The organism is Arcobacter sp. YIC-80 (assembly GCF_044841725.1).
In the GTDB taxonomy this organism is placed as follows: domain Bacteria; phylum Campylobacterota; class Campylobacteria; order Campylobacterales; family Arcobacteraceae; genus Arcobacter_B.
On record NZ_JBJBSI010000002.1, the window covers coordinates 49,023 to 66,246 of the forward strand.

Genomic DNA, 17,224 nt, shown 5'->3' on the forward strand with positions numbered 1-17,224 from the left:
TATAAAAACTTTTTCCTAAACCCTGCTTCCTTCTTGGGAATTGAAGTTTTTATTTACTACAATTTCTATAATACTTTCATTTATGAAATAGGAGCAATATGTTTACTTCACAAAATTTCTTACGTATGTTATTTGCATTGAGTATTGGAGTTTGTGGTTCTATTATTTTTATTTATTTGGGTTTACCTTTGCCTTGGCTTTTGGGAGCTATCTTTGCTTCTTCTATTGCTATAAGATTTGAAAACCTTCCTATACTAAGCCCTAAGCCTTTCTCAATTCCTGCTAGAATACTTATAGGTCTTACTATAGGAAGTGCTTTTACTCCTGAGATATTGCAGTATATTGATGTATATTTTTATAGTTTACTTCTTGTGATACCTTTTACTATTTTAACTATACTTTGTGGGATGTATTACTATTATAGATTTCAAGGTTTTGATAAAAAGACTGCCTATCTAAGCTCTATGCCTGGTGGCGTAATAGAGATGGTAATCATAGGTGAAGAAATAAAAGCAAATATCTCAAAAATCACTTTGGTTCAATCATCAAGACTTTTTTTTATAGTTGTTAGTTTACCTTTTGTAATACAGTATATCTTCAAAGTTGATATAAGTGGAAACAAACTAATCACACAACCAATCACTTCTATAAATATCCCTGAGTTTTTAGCTTTAGTTTTTATAGGTGTTGCAGGTGGAGTAATAGCTAAAAAGATAAAACTATCAGCTGCTTTTCTAATAGGCCCTATGATAGCAAGTATAGCTGTTCACTCTACAGGAGTTATCACAACAACAGTACCTGATGAGTTTTTGAAGTTTGTACAAGTAGTATTTGGTACAATCATAGGGTTTACTTTTAGAGGTGTAAGGATGAAGACTATCATCTCAACACTAATAGGAACTTTTGGACACTTTATCATACTAGCTTTAATATCAAGTATCTTTATAAGTATCGCTTACTTTAGTTTTGGTTTTCCTATAATCTCTACAATCCTAGCTTTTAGCCCAGGAGGACAAGCCGAACTAAACCTAATAGCAATACTAGTAGGTGCAAATGTACCTTATATAACCCTACACCATATAGTAAGACTTTTTATAGTGATGAATATAGCACCTATTTTTGCTAGGAGGTTGAGGGATTAGATATCTTTATTCACTTTAACTCTTCTAAAATATCTATAAATTTAAAGACAAAGGCACTATAATCCTTTATACTTATACAGATGATGTTTCTTAGGAAGTGAAATAAATATTACTGATGAAGGTATTGAAAGAGTTAGTTATAAATATCCTCACTTACAATCTGTTGTAAATGAGAATATTTATTTACTTATTTTTTAAAAATCTTTCACCTATAACAAAAACTATTAATCCAATAAACATAACTAATGAAGAAATAATCTCAATTAATGTAAGAGTTTCACCATAAATATAAGAAAGAGCTACTCCAAATACAGGAACTAGTAATGAAAAAGGTGCAATTTGTGATGCACCATTTTCTTTTATTAATCGTGACCATATTGCAAACCCAAATAGTGTAGAAATACCTGAAGTATAAAGTAATACTATTATCTCTTTAAATCCTATATTCATTAAAACTACTATTTGATTTGTTTCGAAAAAATATGATAGTATGAATAATGGAATAGGTGGAACTAAAGACATCCAAATAACTAATGAAAATGGTTCAACTTTCTCCGACTTATTAGTAATAATATTTGATACTGCCCATGCAAAACCTGCTATTACAATTAATGAAAAAGAATAAAATCCTATTTCTGTATTATTTAATCTATCAACAAACATTCCTGCTATACCAAAAAATGCGATAATCATACCACTAATCTTAATCAAACTCAGTGTCTGTTTTAAAATAAAATAAGCTAATATCGCAGTAAAAAAAGTTTGTACTTGTAAAACAACTGAAGAAAGTGCTGCCGTCATTCCTAAATGCATACCAACAAATAATAATCCAAATTTAATAAACCCTAGAAAGAAACCTACACCTATTATAGTTTTAAAAGACATACCTTTTCTATCTATAAAAAAGACTAAAGGAATTGCACATAAGATAAACCTTAATGCAGAAAATAGTAATGGAGGAAAAGACTCTAATCCAATTTTAATTACAATAAAATTTAATGCCCACAAAAATGTAATAAGTATTGCTAAAGATATATCCCTATTATTCATAACAATTAATCTCTTTTAAAACATCCTCTAATATCGACAAACTTTCATCTAATAAATCAATACTAATAGTAAGTGCAGGCAAAAATCTTAATACACATCCTTCTCGTCCACCATTCTCTAAAATTAATGACCTTTTAAAACATTCGTGTTTAATAGCATTAGCAAGTTCTCCATTAGCTTTAGGATTTCCTGATGAATCATTCTCATTAGGTTTAATAATTTCGATTCCTAACATTAATCCTTTTCCTCTTACATCACCAATAATTAGATATTTATCTTTCATACTATTAAGTCTTTTCATCATAAAAGAACTTTTATGATTTACTTCTTGAATAATATTTCCTTCTAAAAGCATATTAAGTGATTCTGCACCAGCTACCATAGCTAATTGATTTCCTCTAAATGTTCCTGTATGTGCACCAGTATTCCAAATATCGAATTTTTTATTATATACAAGTAAAGATAATGGTAAACCACCACCAACAGCTTTAGACAATAAAACCGCATCTGGTATAATATCAGCATGTTCAAATGCAAACATTTTTCCTGTTCTACCAAATCCAGATTGTATTTCATCTAATACTAAAGGAATATCTAGTTCTTCACAAATATTTTTCAATCCTTTCAACCATTTATTAGGAGCAGGTATACATCCTCCTTCTCCTTGAATAGCTTCAACTATAATTGCCGCAGGTTTTAGAATACCACTATTGGGATCAATTAATGTAGATTTAATATGACTTAACGAAGTTTCAATTATTTTTCCATTAGAATTCCCATATGGGTTTCTAAATTCGTATGGAAAAGGGAAAAAATGAACATCAGGCATACTTACACCTATTTCTTTTTTGATTGCAAGATTCCCTGTTAGTGAAATAGCTCCCATTGTCATACCATGATAAGCTCCATGAAATGAAATGATTGGATTTCTTTTTGTTGCAGTTCTAAATAATTTAATTGCTGCTTCTGTTGCATCTGTTCCAGCAGGTCCACAAAATTCATTTTTTACATTTTCAACAGCATCTATTCTATCTTGATTCTTTTCTACTAATTCATATTGCAAATCGTTAGTCAAAACAGCAATTTTTTTCATTTTCTCCAATCCTTAACTTATAATAAATTATATATTTTTACTTGCAAGCCATGAAATATTACAAGAATGCATACTTTAAAAATAGTAAAAAATTGCGGTTTCTTTACTTTAAAAACTAAATATTTATTTTTATTATGATAGAATAATATTTATGATAGTTAAAAATACAGTATTTGAAAATATCTTAGATTCAAATGGACTATTCCAAAAACATTTTCACTCAACTTATACAATAGGAATTACACATGATGGTTTTTTTAAATCATTTGCTTCAAATAAATCATCTGTATCTTATAAATACTCAACAAGAATTATAAATCCTCATGAAATACACCATGGAAACTCAAAAAGTTGGAAATATACAAACTTTTATCCATCTATATCACTTTTAGAAGATATTTATGAACAAATATTCTTTGAAAGAAAAATTCCACTATTTGCAGAACATATTATAGAAGATGAGATTTTATATAAACTATTATGGAACCTTTTTAATAGTGTTTATATAAAAAGTGCTACTATGAATATTGAAATTAATTTAATTGAAACATTATCATATATTGTAAAAAACTATACAAGTGATAGAAAAAGAAATGATAATTTTCCAGTTGAAAAAAAAATAATAGTAAGAACTTTAGAATATATACACGATTGTATAGAATTTACAATATCATTGGATAATTTAGTCGAAAATATAAATTTAAGTAAATATCATTTTATTAGAGTATTTAAAGAATATGTAGGACTAACTCCTCATCAATATATTATTATGAGCCGGGTAAATAGAGCAAAAGAATTAATTATAAAAGGTGAAAGTTTATCTATCGCAAGTTTAAATACAGGATTTACAGATCAATCTCATTTTATAAAAAATTTTAGAAAAATTTATGGTTATTCTCCTAAACAATTACAAAAAAAAGAAAACTTTTTTTTACTTTAATAATATAGCTTCTATTTTTGCTAAGCGGTTGAAAGATTAGATTGTCATTTATTTATTTGGTAGTTAACTCTTTTTAATCTCTCTTTATATTTTTCTAAATAGAATACTTTACCTTCATCCGACAAAAAGGAAGCATTTATCAAATCTTCTACTTTAGTTATACTTGAATTTACTTGAGTTAGGATTTTGTTAAATCTTTTTTCATTTATACCTAGATAAGTTGCAAACAATTTAAAATCATAAAAAGTATAATATCCAACTTGTTCAAAAACATCTGAATAATCATCAAATAAAGCCAATGCAGTATCTCCATATTTTTCATTTACATGAAATCTTGTATTTAGTAAATCATAATTTGGAGTCAATCTATAATCAACACTATCTGGTAAACTATATAATGAAAAGTTCTTCAAATGAGCATCGCCATTAGCTATGAGATAGTTAAGTAATATTCTTTTAAAAAAATCTTCTAATGTAACTATTGATGCAGGGACATTAAGCTTTATTGCATTTGCACAATCTAAATAAGTTTTAGCATCATATTTATAATCAGCACCATCTTTTGCAGAATTTACATCTAATATTGATGCAAAATCTTCTTGATCATATTTCGTTCCATCTTTTGTATAATCGAACCTTTTTGTTATATATGCAAGTTCACCATCTCTAAAAGGTATAACTGCACAATTTGCAGTATCTATCTTAAAAATCTTTTTTGATATTAACATTGAAAGATGTTCATTTGCAGCTACATCTTCTTGGTTTTTTATTTGATGACTCATAGGAACTGGTTTTAAAATATAACTTCCATTTGTAGCAGTTACTTTTAGTCTATTATCATTGAAAGTTAATGAAAGTTTATCTTCTACACCAGAAATTGACATTCTATGAGCTAATTCATTTCTTTGTATATAAAAATCTTTTTTATCAAAATCTAATGGCTCAGGGGTAACTCCTCCAAATACCTCATCAATACATTTTTTACAATAAAATTGACTTTTTAGTTTTTTTTCTTCTAAGCAAGCATAACATTTAGGCATTGTCTGCTCCTTTTATTACTTCTTTTATGGTAATTGAACCTATGGTATTTTCTTTTGCTGTTTTTAATAATCTACTAAAATCATCATCTTTATCTAATCTTAACTGTTTGCATTGAAGATCTTTCATATCACCCTCAGAAAGCATATTTGAGAAAAAAGAGAATAAATAATCAGATAGATACTCTTCTTCACGCAATTTTAGGTTTATACTTATTGATTTTGCATTATCACTATTTAGATAATTCTTATCATATTTAAAATAGTATTTATTATCTTTATCTCTTTTTATAAGACCTACGAATTTATTATTGCGATACACTTTTCCTATTTGCATTAGTTAGTCCTTTTTGTGATAACTAAATCAAGTGTTAATCCAAGAGGAATTAGAAGTTTTTCGATAGTTTTGATAGTTGGGTTAGCCTTTCCTGTTTCAATTCTTGATATTGTTGCTTCTGTTATACCACTATATTCACTTAAATCTTCAATATTTAGTTTAAGTTCTTTTCTTCTTATTGCGATTTTTTTACCTATATCTTTTAATAACATAAATTTCTCCAATAAACTTAATAGTAGCTTTTATTTTATACTATAATATAATTTATCAGAAAATTAATTTAGATAAACTTAAATATAGCTTTTAATTTATATTATAAAATAAAACTCTAGATTAAGTCTAGCTCTTCACTTATGTCTTTGATTAGTTTTGAAAATGGCTTTTTTGATAGGTCTGCTTTTTCAATCATGTCATAAACTATATCTTTATGGGCTTTGTATCTTTTGTTTAGTTTGAAAACTTTTATATATTTTTCATACTTTTTTAAAAACTGCTCTTTAAGTTTTATATCTATATTATCTTTATCTTTTACATGTAAATCTTTGCAGTCTTCATCTAAGTATAATATAATTTGAACTTTATTTTTTCATGAAATCTAAACTCTTCACTATTTGGAGCAATAATATCTATCATACTTTCACTACTTTTTACTTTACTAGAGTTACAAGTAGCACATAAAGGGTTAAGATTATAAAAAAATAAAGCTAAATATGGATAAGTTCCCTTATCATAGTAGAAGTGTATACACCTTTTTGTTTCTCAAAGTTTGTAACAATATGTAATTTTATAAATAGTTTTTAATTGTAAATATACTTTATGAATTAGAGGGATATTATTTAGAGGTACTTCCTTGATAAACAACTAAATCATAAGGTAATTTATTCCTACTTTTCAAATTCTCAATAATTTTTGGAATAATTATATTGTAGTCATTTCTATATTTTAATTCTAAATGTTCTGAAATATCATACGCACCATTATAACCTTCTTTATTTAATTCCTTAATTTTTATAATAGAATGTTCACTACATATTTGGTTCTCAATTTTTGACATTCTGACATATTTAATACATTCAAATATCATATAAATACCTAAAACTATACATACACCTAATAACACATTCTGTTCAATAGTATACATAAAGAGATAAACAGTAGCAGCAAAAAATAAAATCAATCTAATCATAGAATCAGTACTTGGCATTAAATTAAACCTATCTGAAATTTTATGAAGAATAAAAGTAAGAATCAGAACTCCAAAAAAAAGTATAATAAAACCTATTATTATAATTGCAGTATCACTCATTAATTTCCTTTTTTCCATAATTATACTAAAACTCACTATAATAATAAATAAAAATTGTATTATTTATTTATTAAATATCAATTCTATAATGTCATTAAAAGTCAAAATGGCCTTTTAAATCCTAAATATTACTCTCTTTATAATATTCACAGCTTGCTAAATCTAAATCATTAGAATACATATTTTCAAAAATACTATAAATATACTCTTTAAAAAACTATTAAATCTAACCACCATGTGTTAATTTAGCTTAATCTCAATAATAGATATAATGATTCACTATGGAGAAAGTCTAAATGTACTCTAATATAAATCTTCTTATTTAGTTCTTGCGTTTTATTCAATAAATTAAATTTAGTTTTTTCTAACTCTTTTTTATGATTGACAAATAATGATCTCTTGATAAACATAAATTTGTTTATCTAAATTTTTCTTTTATATTCAAAATATATACTAGTTCATTATTTTATATGGTAGTAAAAGTGTTATTTAGTTTTGCTTTATTTTACACTTTCACATTCTATACAGCTGTATATTTTATGTTCAGTTTTTTAGAACTCTTACTATCTTGTTTTGCTATACTAAAAATAAAATAAGGCTATTTATGGGACTATTTGATATAAGTATAAAAAAAGAGTTACCCTCTACACTTTCAAAGCAAGAGTTTTTAGAAGAGTTAAAGACTTCACTTATTCAAGACAAAGAGTATGAAACAAAACTAGATAAAAGCTCACTTGAAATACAGAAACTTCATCTTGATACACTTTTGAAGTATAACTGTAAAATCACTTTAGACAAACAAAAAAAAGCAACTTCATTTCAGCTTGAAGGGCAGTTACATGATACTTTGATACTTACTATTTTGATTATCTTAGCTATTTTACTTACTTATGGGATAGGTGTAGTTTTAGTGATACTTTTCACATATTTACAAAAGAAAAAAGCAACTAAATTTATAAATGAGATTTTAGATAAAATGAATAAGTCTTAAAGTTCATCTTTGAATCTATCTCTTATTGCTAAAAACTCATCTAAATTTTCAAAGAATAAATCTATAAGTTTTGGGTCAAAGTGCTTTCCTTTTTCTTCTTTAAATAATTTGAATATTTCCTCATCATCCCAAGCTTTTTTATAAACTCTATTACTTCCTAATGCATCAAATACATCTGCTACAGCGGTGATTCTTCCATAAATATGAATTTCTTCACCTTTTAGTTTTCTTGGGTATCCTGAACCATCCCACTTTTCATGATGTTCATGTGCTACTATTGCCGCTGTTTTAAGCAGTGGTCTATCTGAACTTTTTAGCATATCAAAACCTATTTGGGCATGATTTTCCATCACTTCCCACTCTTGAGGAGTCAATTTTCCTGGCTTTTTTAAAATATTATCAGGAATTGCTACTTTCCCTATATCATGCATTGGACTTGCTTGTTTTAGCATTTCTGCTTCATTTGCATCGAAGCCGTATTTTAAAGCTAATAGTTCTGAATATAAAGCAACCCTTCTTACATGATTACCAGTCTCTTTTGATCGGCTTTCACCTATTGACCCCATAGTGAAAATTACATCTTTTTGAATTTGTGCTATTTCTTTTATATGAGTTATATCATGTCTTATAGCATGGTAACCTATATGTTTGTTATTTTCATTATATAAAGGATAGATTTTTGCTTTTACCCAATAGTAGGAACCATCTTTTTTTAAGTTTTTTACTTCACCCTTCCAAGACTCTTTTCTTTTTAGTTGTCTCCACATTTGAACAAAGGCTTCTTTAGGCATATCTGGATGTCTTACTATATTGTGAGGTTTACCTAAAAGTTCTTCTTTTGAGTACCCACTTATTTTACAAAAGGCTTTACTTACTTTAGTGATTCTACCACTTAAATCTGTTGTTGAAAAGATTACATTATCATCATAAGCTTTAAGTAGTTCACTTAATTTTCCTTTTTGAGTATATGCTCTTAAGATAAAATAAAAAAGTATTCCTAAAATCAAAAATGCCGAAACTCTTATAAAGTAACTATCTTTTATAGCAGGATAAATAAAAGGGGTATTATTATAAGTTACTATCCATGCTGATAGCTCTTTTGTAACATTTTGAAGGATAGGATAAAAAGATATCACTTTAAAGTCATGTTTTTTATCCTTTGAAATAAGAGAAAATGCTTTTCCTAGTGCTATTTTTTCACGTATTTGCTCTCTTAATTCTGAAATTCTTTCATCAAAATAACTAATTTTATCCATTTGGCTATGTGTTTTTGAAAGTGTTAATAAATAATTTCTATGCTCAGCACTTGGTTCATAGTTCAACACAATATCATTTCTTGACCACATTTTAGAACTAAATATTTTTTTATTTACTAAAAAATGTGAATGTATTTCACTCAATTTATTCAAATTTTCTTGAAGTATTTCACTTGGGTATGATATTTCTATTGCACCTATATGTTTGTTGTTATCATCAAAAATAGGATAAACATTTCTAAAAGCATGAGCTGTTCTTCCTTGGGAAAAACCTCTTATAATCTCTTTTGTTTTATTTACTTTTACAAAATCATGTCTTATATTTGTTAAATCATCACCATATTTGAAGGGTTTGTGCATTCTTAAAAATACTTTATTATTAGGAAAAACAAAGTGATACTGTAAAAGACCTTGTTTTCTAAACTTTTCATACCTATTTTCTAATATCTTGTGTAATTGCGTTCTTAATTCATCAACTCTTTTTGTGTCTTTACTTTGCCATGCTTCACTTAAAATCTTTTTTAAATTTTTTGTTTGCATAGTAGTTTCATAAATTACATCTGCTTTTTGTGATTGTGTAGTAAGAAAAACTTTATAGTTTACTTCAAGTTTGTGCATATTATGATATAAAGAATAATCAATTTTGCTTTGTGTGTTTTTTTGTGTTATATAAAATACAACTAAGTTTAATCCTATAAAAGATAATAATAGTATGTACTTCATTTTTTTAATGCTCATTTTACCAAATCCCTAATTTCAGGCCTAAATTGCTAAATTATACAATAAAGAGCATTACTTTCTTCTTTTATTATAAGATTATATAATAAACACTATATTATAATTTTTTAAATCAACTACTACTTACAAAACTTTTGATACAATCACTCTTTAGAAAATTGAATAATTTATAATAAATAAAAAGGAAAAAACATGCCATTATTAGATAGTTTTAGAGTTGACCATACTATTATGCCAGCACCTGCTGTTAGAGTTGCAAAGACAATGAAGTCACCATCAGGTGATATTATCACTGTATTTGATTTAAGATTCTGTGTTCCAAATGAAAAGATGTTAGGAGAAAAAGGTATTCACACTTTAGAGCACCTTTTTGCTGGATTTATTAGAGAGCATTTAAACTCTGATACAGTTGAGATTATTGATGTATCACCTATGGGTTGTAGAACTGGTTTTTATATGAGTTTATTAGGTTCTCCATCAGAAGAGCAAGTTGGTAAAGCTTGGAGAGCAGCTATGGAAGATGTATTAAAAGTTGAAACTCAAAATGACATCCCTGAACTAAACGAATACCAATGTGGTACATACAAAATGCACTCACTTGAAGAAGCAAAACAAATCGCACAAGATATTTTAGATAGCGAAATTGGTGTTATGTCAAACAAAGAGTTATTTTTATCAGAAGAGAAACTAAACTCACTAGGAAACTAAGTTTTGAGTAAAAAGCTAGAGCTTTTCAAAGAGTTATTTGCTGATTATCCAAATATCGCTATTTTACATGTGGATAACTCTTTGGATTTAGTAACAAATACCCTAGAGCAAGTAAGAGAAAAAAACGACGGAAACATCAAATACATCAAGTTTGAAGATGAAACCTCAGCAAAACTTAGAGCAACAGCTAGAGAGTATGAGTATGTAATCTTAGGGGATATTTTATCTTACTGTCCAAACAAAGATAAAATCTTAAAGCTTATGTATAAGGCTATTGAAAACTCAGGAAATATCATCATCTTAGAGAAAAAGACAAATGATAATCTTCATGAGCTTTTAGAGCTTATAGAAAATACTGGTTTTCAAGCTGTAAATAACATCGATTTATTTGATGAATACAACACAATCACAGCAAAAAAAATGCACCATTGGGACAACGGACTATAAATTTGCAAGAAATAGTAAGCACAATAGATGGGTCAAACACCCTATTCTCAAAAAAATACAATCAGCACTATCATAATATAGATGATGGTGCTGTAAATGAAGCTTTATCAAAACACGTAATTCCAACTTTACAGTTTCAAAAAAACAAAAAAGAGTTAAATATCTTAGATATTTGTTTTGGTTTAGGCTACAACACTTTTACTACTTTACACCATATAAAAAAGAATAAACTTTCACATAAAGTAAATATCTACTCACCAGAACTTGATGGAGATTTAGTAAAATCTTTGGAAAACTTTGAGTTTCCACAAGAGTTTGAGGAAATAAAACACATCATCAAAGAAGTAAGCCTTAACAACTTTTATGAAGATGAAGATATAAAAATAGAGGTTTTTATAGGTGATGCAAGAGAATATATCCAAAGTTTTGAAGATGGTTTTTTTGATATAGTTTACCAAGACGCTTTTTCAAGTGAAGTAAATATGGAGCTTTGGACAAAAGAGTATTTTGATGATATTTTTAGAATCTCAAAACAAGACTCTATTTTATCTACTTATGCTATAGCAACTCCAATAAGGCTATCACTTTATGAAGCTGGTTACCTTATCTATCAACATATTCCAGTAAAAAGAAAGATTACTTTAGCTTTTAAACAAAGCCAAGATGATATTGGGAAATACATAGATATGGAACTAAAAAAGCAAAGAAATAAAGAAGCAAAAGCTATTTACGATAAATAGCTTTTGTTTTTAGTCTTAATCGACTTTTATTACAGCAGCACCACGTCTGCTATCACATCCACCATTTAGGTTTCCATCTACAGCTTGAACTCCACCAAAGAATACATTTAAATCATCGAAGTATTGAAGTTTATAGTGTTTTTCTAACTCATCTCTTATAGCTTGTGAACAATCAGGCTCCATACAAACACTTCCTTTTTCAAAGTGAATTCTAGGACTGTTTATACTCTCATCCAAGCTTTTACCATAATCAAGATTATTTACCATAGTTTGTGTTATGGCTGAACGTATTCTATTACTTCCTGCGCTTCCTAGTATAAGTTCTGGTTTTCCATCTTTTAGTACTGCTGTTGGTGCCATCATAGATGGAAGTCTAAGACCTTCTTCCCATGCAAACCAACCATGTGGATTTAAGTCTTCTTCTCCCATCATGTTATTTAGCATGATTCCAGAACTTGGTATTACATGACCTGAGCCCTCGCCATTTGTAGTAGTAACAGATACGGCATTTCCTAGCTCATCTATTACTGATAAGTGCGTTGTATTTCCCCATAGATTAAGTCTACTATGCATAGTTGTACAGTAGTTTTTGATAAGTCTATCGTTTTGTAAAATATCTTTTAATTTTTCATCATGTAAAAACTCATCTACATGCTCACGTCTAAAATCACTTGTAGTATTAAAAGCTTCAATCATTCCTTTTACATACTCAAAACTTCTAAAATCTTTTAGGTCATACTTCTCTAAGATTTTCATAGTAAAAGCTATAAGTATTCCTCCGCCACTTGGTGGTGGGTTTGTAACTATTTCATAACCTTTATAGTTAAAATCAATAGGTTCTCTTTTGATACATTGATAGTTTTTTAAATCTTCTTTTAAAATAAGCCCGTCATTTTCTTTCATGATTTTCTCTATCTCATCAGCTACAACACCCTCATAGAAAACTTTACTTCCCTCTTTTGCAAATGCTTCTAAGAAGTCTGCATAAGCTGGATTCTTAAACAAATGTGTTTCATCAATAAGATTTTTATCATCTATTCCGTACACATCCATAGAGGATTTAGTAGATGTGAAAATTGGATCTAAAAGCTTCACAAAACTTGCTTGCATAGAAGATAGATATACACCCTGCCTTGCGTACTTTACTGCTGGTTTGATTATCTCAGATAAAGGAAGTGTTCCTTTATCTTTATGAACTTGGTATATTCCTTCCACAAGTCCAGGAATAGCTACACTTCCTGCACCTATATGAAACTCTTGAACAGCTGCTCCAAAATCCACATATATTGGATAAAACTCTGGTTCTTCTACTCTTTTTTTTGGAACTTGTACAAAAAAATCATAAAGTTCAGGCTTTTTGCCTTTTTCAAGTCCAAGAAGAAATCCCCCTCCTCCAAGACTTGTAAATAAAGGTTCTGTTAATGGCGCAGCAAGCATTACAGCAAGTGCAGCATCATAGGCATTTCCCCCTTGTTTTAAAATATCAGCTCCTGCTTGGGCTGAATTTGTATCTCCTGCTGAGACTACACCTTTCATTTAATCACTCCTATTTTTTCAACTTCTTTTAAATCATTTGTATTTTCATAAGCTTCTATCATATCTTGGGCTATTGAATTTTGACTTACTATTTTTTTTGCTTTATCCATAAACTCATCATTTATGATTTGTTTGCTGTAAAGTTCTTCTATTAGTTCATTTAAAACTTCTCTTATATTTTTTTTGTGTTTTTTATATATAAAATTTGCATTCATTGAATATCTTGAAGCTTTCCACATATTCTGTTTTAAAACTTGCATTGGTTCATAAGATATATCTTTTTTTTGTGATAGCTTACAAATACCTCTAAATAAACCAATCATTACTTCTAATCTATCAAAATCATGTATTGCATCACAAACTCTAAACTCTATAGTTTTAAAAGTTGGTTGAATTCTTACATCCCACCATACGTCTTTTTCACTTTGTATTACTTCTGAATCATAAAGAATATTATATACACTTTTCATTTGTTCATAAGACTCAAAATATTCTGGGATAGAAGCCTTTGGTAATCTATCAAAAATTTTTGTTCTATAAGAGTGAATACCTGTATCAATTCCATTTGAATAAACAGAAGATGCAGATAAAGCTACAAATAAAGGCATATAAACCAATGAAAAGTTGTAAGCTTTTAATGCCTTATCAAAGTTTTTGAATCCAACATGAACGTGTAGACCACAAATTGAAAAATCATCTAAAAGTATTTGATGTTCTTGGGATAATTCTTGATATCTTTTATTGGAAGACAACTCTAAATGTTCTTGTTTTAATGCACTTGAACCACTAGATTGAAGTATTAAGTCTTTTTTTTGTGCAAGAGAATTAAGCTCTGCAATAATTTCTTTAAAATAAGTCATTAAATCTGAAAGCTTATTAAATATAGGTGTATTTATTTCAATCATGCACTGTAAAAATTCTGAAGTTATATTATTTTTAAAATTTTCAGATATATTTTCTTTGAAATAATCATATTCATTTGCACAACTTAAATCATTTTTATTTAAAATTCTAATCTCTAATTCTGCACCTAAAGAAAATATGTAGCCGTTTGTAAATTTATCAAATATCAAGTTGCACCAACTTTTATACTAGTATTGTTTACTTTTAATACTAACATAAAAATTATGCAAAGAAAACAAAAATTAATTAAAATCTTTGTTTTTAGAAAGATTTTTTATTAATCAGTAAGATTATCTAAGATATATTTTTCTAAATCTCTTTTTGAGATTTCTTCTTTTAAAGACCTTTCAAAAATTTCTTCGATTTTTTTTGAGTACTCTTCATAAGGGAAAAAAGGGAAGTGCAACTTCCATGATCTCTTAATTAATAAGATTGTAATTGAATCTCTCATTTTTGCTCTAAAAAAATTAAAACCAATAAAAATTAAAGCTGTAATAACCATAGCTCCAATAATTGATACATGAGAATCAATTTTTGCTAATGATTTATGAGTTAATAAAGAAATAGGGACAATTATAGATAAAACAATAGATAAATAAACCATATATGCTCTTGATAATCTAAGTCTAAATCCTAATTTTGCTGGATCAACATGCATACCTTCATTAAACTGTCTATTTGAAATAAGTAAATCTCTTAAAAGTATTGGTTGTTTTGACGTGATATAAATATAGTCTAAAATCTTTTCTTTAAATGTTCTTTTTTTAGGCATTAATTTTCCCTATAAAATTTTATATATATTTTATCTAATAAAAGATAATAATGCGTTAATTTAATTTTTCATATTATTGTTTTTTGTAGAAATAAACATAAAAACAAGCTATATATTTGATTTTTTGATATTTTTTTATAGTATAATACATAAAAAGTGATTTTAAAATGAATAGTGAAATTATAGAAAAAGCTAATAAACTTATAAAACTTGAATCAACAGTGACTCAAACTTTTTTAGATGATGTAAAACTATTTAAAACTTCTAATTTTACAAAAAGAGGTCCTTTAACTTATGATTTTTGTTTAGTTATAGTTCTTCAAGGAAAAAAAATAGGATACTTACCTAATAAAACTTTTATTTATGATTCTAAAAACTATCTTGTAATACCTACAACTTTACCTTTTGAGTGTGAAACTTATGCAAGTGAAGAAGAACCTTTTACTTGTATTTTAGTTAATATAAATAAAACTATTATGAATGATATAATCACAAATATATCAAATAAAGAAGCCCAGAATTGTAAAGAGATAAAACAAGCTGTATTTAGTGACAAGGTTACAAAACCTATAGAATCAGTTATTCTTAGACTTTTACAAGCCTTACAAAGTAAAGAAGAGTCTAAGATTTTAGGAGAATCTTTACTTAAAGAGCTATTTTATAGAATTGCTACAGGTCAAAATGCTTATTTTTTACATAAGATGTTTTTATCTTCAAAAAATGAAGCAAAAATTGCTAAATCTTTAAAGACTATCCATGATAATTTCAACAAACATTTAGATATCCCAACATTAGCAAAATATGAAGATATGAGTGTTTCTTCTTTTCATAATCATTTTAAACAAATAACTACTTATTCTCCTTTACAATATATAAAAAAAATTAGATTAAATAAAGCAAAAGATTTAATACAAAAAGAAAATTTACAAGTTAATAATACTGCTTATGCCGTAGGATATGAAAGTATTTCTCAATTTTCAAGAGATTTCAAAAGTTATTATGGATATTCTCCTAAAGAGGCTAAAGCTCTTTAGGATAGATATTTATTTCATTGCCATTTTTAATATTTCTTCACTTTTTTCAAGTGTAATATTTCCATTTTCTCCAATTGCTGTCATACCATGATTTTCAAGTGCTGTAATGATATTTGAAAGTACTTTATCATCTATATTATAATCATTTAAATTTGTTGAAATACCTAAACTTTCATACATATTTTCAATTGTTACTATAGTTTTTTCTACATCATTTTTAATGCCAAATACTTCTTCTCCCATTTGAAGAAGTTTTTCTTTTTTGTCTTCTATCATAACTCTAAATAATTGAGGTTGAACAACAGCTAAACTTCTTGCATGATCTAAGCCATAAAAAGCAGTAAGTTCATGTCCTATCATGTGCGTTGCCCAATCTTGTGGTACACCTGAACCAATAAAACCATTTAAAGCTTGATTTGCTAAAAGCATTAAGTTTTCTTGCCAAATATATTCATGTCTATCTGACCAAGTTGAAGCTAATTTAACTAGTCCTTTTAAGATAGTTTGAGAATATCCATCATGAAGTAAAGAGTTATTTGGATAAGTTACATATTGTTCACAAGTATGTACAAAAGCATCAACTAACCCATTTGCTAGTTGTCTATCATCTAGTGTACTCATAACACTTGGATCTAACACTGCAAATTTAGGATAAGAATATGGTGAATAGAAAAATCTTTTTTCATTTGTAGCTTTTTTAGAAAGAACTGCTGCTGCATTTGATTCACTTCCTGTTGCAGGTAAAGTCAATACAACTCCTAAAGGTAAAGCTTTTGATACTTGAGCACTTCCATCTAAAAAGTCCCAAGCATCACCATCATATAAAGAAGCTGCAATTAAATATTTACAGCCATCAATAACAGAACCACCACCCACAGCTAAAACAAAATCAATATTTTTTTCTTTTACTAATTGTACTGCTTTATTCATTGTTTCATAAGTAGGGTTTGGTTCAACACCACTAAATTCAAACCAAGTATAAGATTCTAAAGCCTTTGATACCTCATCATAAACTCCATTTTTTTTAATAGAACCACCACCATAAACTACTAATATTTTTTGGTCTTTTGAAATATGATCTGTTATTTTTTTAATTTGACCTTTTCCAAATTCAATTGCTGTTGGATTATGATACGTATATTGCATTTTAATTCCTTTTATTTTTTATTACTTGCATTATAAAAGAAATTTATA

At 27.5% G+C, this 17,224-nt stretch carries 18 protein-coding genes; 7 read left to right on the plus strand and 11 right to left on the minus strand.

The features are described from left to right. Nucleotides 1-98 precede the first annotated feature (98 nt). The gene (locus tag ACH5BK_RS04255) at nucleotides 99-1,142 is read left to right on the plus strand and encodes an AbrB family transcriptional regulator (RefSeq protein WP_404304766.1); all 1,044 of its coding nucleotides are present in this window, start codon (nucleotides 99-101) and stop codon (nucleotides 1,140-1,142) included. 183 nt (nucleotides 1,143-1,325) lie between these two features. On the opposite strand, the gene ACH5BK_RS04260 is transcribed toward ACH5BK_RS04255, so the two are convergent. Beyond that, nucleotides 1,326-2,192: an EamA family transporter gene (locus ACH5BK_RS04260; protein ID WP_404304768.1), complete on the minus strand. Its 867-nt coding sequence runs from the start codon at nucleotides 2,190-2,192 to the stop codon at nucleotides 1,326-1,328. After that, nucleotides 2,185-3,285: an aminotransferase class III-fold pyridoxal phosphate-dependent enzyme gene (locus ACH5BK_RS04265; protein WP_404304770.1), complete on the minus strand. Its 1,101-nt coding sequence runs from the start codon at nucleotides 3,283-3,285 to the stop codon at nucleotides 2,185-2,187. The genes ACH5BK_RS04260 and ACH5BK_RS04265 overlap by 8 nt, the downstream gene beginning before the upstream one ends. A gap of 151 nt (nucleotides 3,286-3,436) precedes the next feature. Between ACH5BK_RS04265 and ACH5BK_RS04270 the strand changes: the two genes are divergently transcribed. After that, complete coding sequence (locus ACH5BK_RS04270) at nucleotides 3,437-4,225, plus strand: AraC family transcriptional regulator (RefSeq protein ID WP_404304772.1); 789 nt, start codon at nucleotides 3,437-3,439, stop codon at nucleotides 4,223-4,225. Nucleotides 4,226-4,269: 44 nt separating this feature from the next. Here the strand turns inward: ACH5BK_RS04270 and ACH5BK_RS04275 are convergent, their stop codons facing one another. The 4 genes from ACH5BK_RS04275 to ACH5BK_RS04290 form a co-directional block, all read right to left on the minus strand. Continuing rightward, a complete protein-coding gene (locus tag ACH5BK_RS04275) occupies nucleotides 4,270-5,265 on the minus strand; it encodes a type II toxin-antitoxin system HipA family toxin (RefSeq protein WP_404304774.1) in 996 nt (331 codons plus the stop codon). Beyond that, nucleotides 5,258-5,599 carry a HipA N-terminal domain-containing protein gene (locus tag ACH5BK_RS04280; RefSeq protein WP_404304776.1) on the minus strand — a complete coding sequence of 114 codons (342 nt, stop codon included), beginning with the start codon at nucleotides 5,597-5,599 and terminating at the stop codon, nucleotides 5,258-5,260. Before ACH5BK_RS04280 ends, ACH5BK_RS04275 begins: the two co-directional genes overlap by 8 nt. After that, complete coding sequence (locus ACH5BK_RS04285; RefSeq protein WP_404304778.1) at nucleotides 5,599-5,811, minus strand: helix-turn-helix domain-containing protein; 213 nt, start codon at nucleotides 5,809-5,811, stop codon at nucleotides 5,599-5,601. Before ACH5BK_RS04285 ends, ACH5BK_RS04280 begins: the two co-directional genes overlap by 1 nt. 620 nt (nucleotides 5,812-6,431) lie before the next feature. Then, nucleotides 6,432-6,905, minus strand: coding sequence for a hypothetical protein (locus tag ACH5BK_RS04290; protein ID WP_404304780.1), 474 nt, complete (start codon nucleotides 6,903-6,905; stop codon nucleotides 6,432-6,434). 604 nt (nucleotides 6,906-7,509) lie between these two features. On the opposite strand from ACH5BK_RS04290, the gene ACH5BK_RS04295 reads away from it, so the two are divergent. Further along, nucleotides 7,510-7,896 carry a hypothetical protein gene (locus ACH5BK_RS04295; RefSeq protein WP_404304782.1) on the plus strand — a complete coding sequence of 129 codons (387 nt, stop codon included), beginning with the start codon at nucleotides 7,510-7,512 and terminating at the stop codon, nucleotides 7,894-7,896. On the opposite strand, the gene ACH5BK_RS04300 is transcribed toward ACH5BK_RS04295, so the two are convergent. Beyond that, nucleotides 7,893-9,890 (minus strand): HD domain-containing phosphohydrolase, encoded by a 1,998-nt coding sequence (locus ACH5BK_RS04300; RefSeq protein WP_404304784.1) that lies wholly within the window; start codon nucleotides 9,888-9,890, stop codon nucleotides 7,893-7,895. The two genes, ACH5BK_RS04295 and ACH5BK_RS04300, sit on opposite strands and share 4 nt — an antisense overlap. A gap of 192 nt (nucleotides 9,891-10,082) precedes the next feature. On the opposite strand from ACH5BK_RS04300, the gene luxS reads away from it, so the two are divergent. Genes luxS through ACH5BK_RS04315 form a run of 3 tightly spaced genes read left to right on the plus strand, consistent with a single transcriptional unit; the run spans nucleotide 10,083 to nucleotide 11,785 of the window. Beyond that, nucleotides 10,083-10,598: an S-ribosylhomocysteine lyase gene (luxS, locus tag ACH5BK_RS04305; protein ID WP_404304786.1), complete on the plus strand. Its 516-nt coding sequence runs from the start codon at nucleotides 10,083-10,085 to the stop codon at nucleotides 10,596-10,598. A gap of 3 nt (nucleotides 10,599-10,601) precedes the next feature. After that, entirely contained in the window at nucleotides 10,602-11,045 is a 444-nt protein-coding gene (locus ACH5BK_RS04310; RefSeq protein WP_404304788.1) for a hypothetical protein, read from the plus strand. 2 nt (nucleotides 11,046-11,047) lie between these two features. Next, nucleotides 11,048-11,785, plus strand: coding sequence for a tRNA (5-methylaminomethyl-2-thiouridine)(34)-methyltransferase MnmD (locus ACH5BK_RS04315; RefSeq protein WP_404304790.1), 738 nt, complete (start codon nucleotides 11,048-11,050; stop codon nucleotides 11,783-11,785). Between the two features lie 15 nt (nucleotides 11,786-11,800). Here ACH5BK_RS04315 and ggt read toward each other — a convergent pair whose 3' ends face one another. The 3 genes from ggt to ACH5BK_RS04330 form a co-directional block, all read right to left on the minus strand. Then, nucleotides 11,801-13,321 (minus strand): gamma-glutamyltransferase, encoded by a 1,521-nt coding sequence (ggt, locus tag ACH5BK_RS04320; protein WP_404304792.1) that lies wholly within the window; start codon nucleotides 13,319-13,321, stop codon nucleotides 11,801-11,803. Continuing rightward, nucleotides 13,318-14,394 (minus strand): YbdK family carboxylate-amine ligase, encoded by a 1,077-nt coding sequence (locus tag ACH5BK_RS04325; protein ID WP_404304794.1) that lies wholly within the window; start codon nucleotides 14,392-14,394, stop codon nucleotides 13,318-13,320. Before ACH5BK_RS04325 ends, ggt begins: the two co-directional genes overlap by 4 nt. Before the next feature lie 107 nt (nucleotides 14,395-14,501). Further along, nucleotides 14,502-14,996: a hypothetical protein gene (locus ACH5BK_RS04330; protein ID WP_404304796.1), complete on the minus strand. Its 495-nt coding sequence runs from the start codon at nucleotides 14,994-14,996 to the stop codon at nucleotides 14,502-14,504. A 167-nt stretch (nucleotides 14,997-15,163) separates the two neighbouring features. Here ACH5BK_RS04330 and ACH5BK_RS04335 point away from each other — a divergent pair, with 167 nt between their 5' ends. Beyond that, nucleotides 15,164-16,030, plus strand: coding sequence for an AraC family transcriptional regulator N-terminal domain-containing protein (locus ACH5BK_RS04335; protein WP_404304797.1), 867 nt, complete (start codon nucleotides 15,164-15,166; stop codon nucleotides 16,028-16,030). Between the two features lie 9 nt (nucleotides 16,031-16,039). Here ACH5BK_RS04335 and ACH5BK_RS04340 read toward each other — a convergent pair whose 3' ends face one another. Next, nucleotides 16,040-17,176: an iron-containing alcohol dehydrogenase gene (locus ACH5BK_RS04340; protein WP_404304799.1), complete on the minus strand. Its 1,137-nt coding sequence runs from the start codon at nucleotides 17,174-17,176 to the stop codon at nucleotides 16,040-16,042. Between the last annotated feature and the right edge of the window lie 48 nt (nucleotides 17,177-17,224).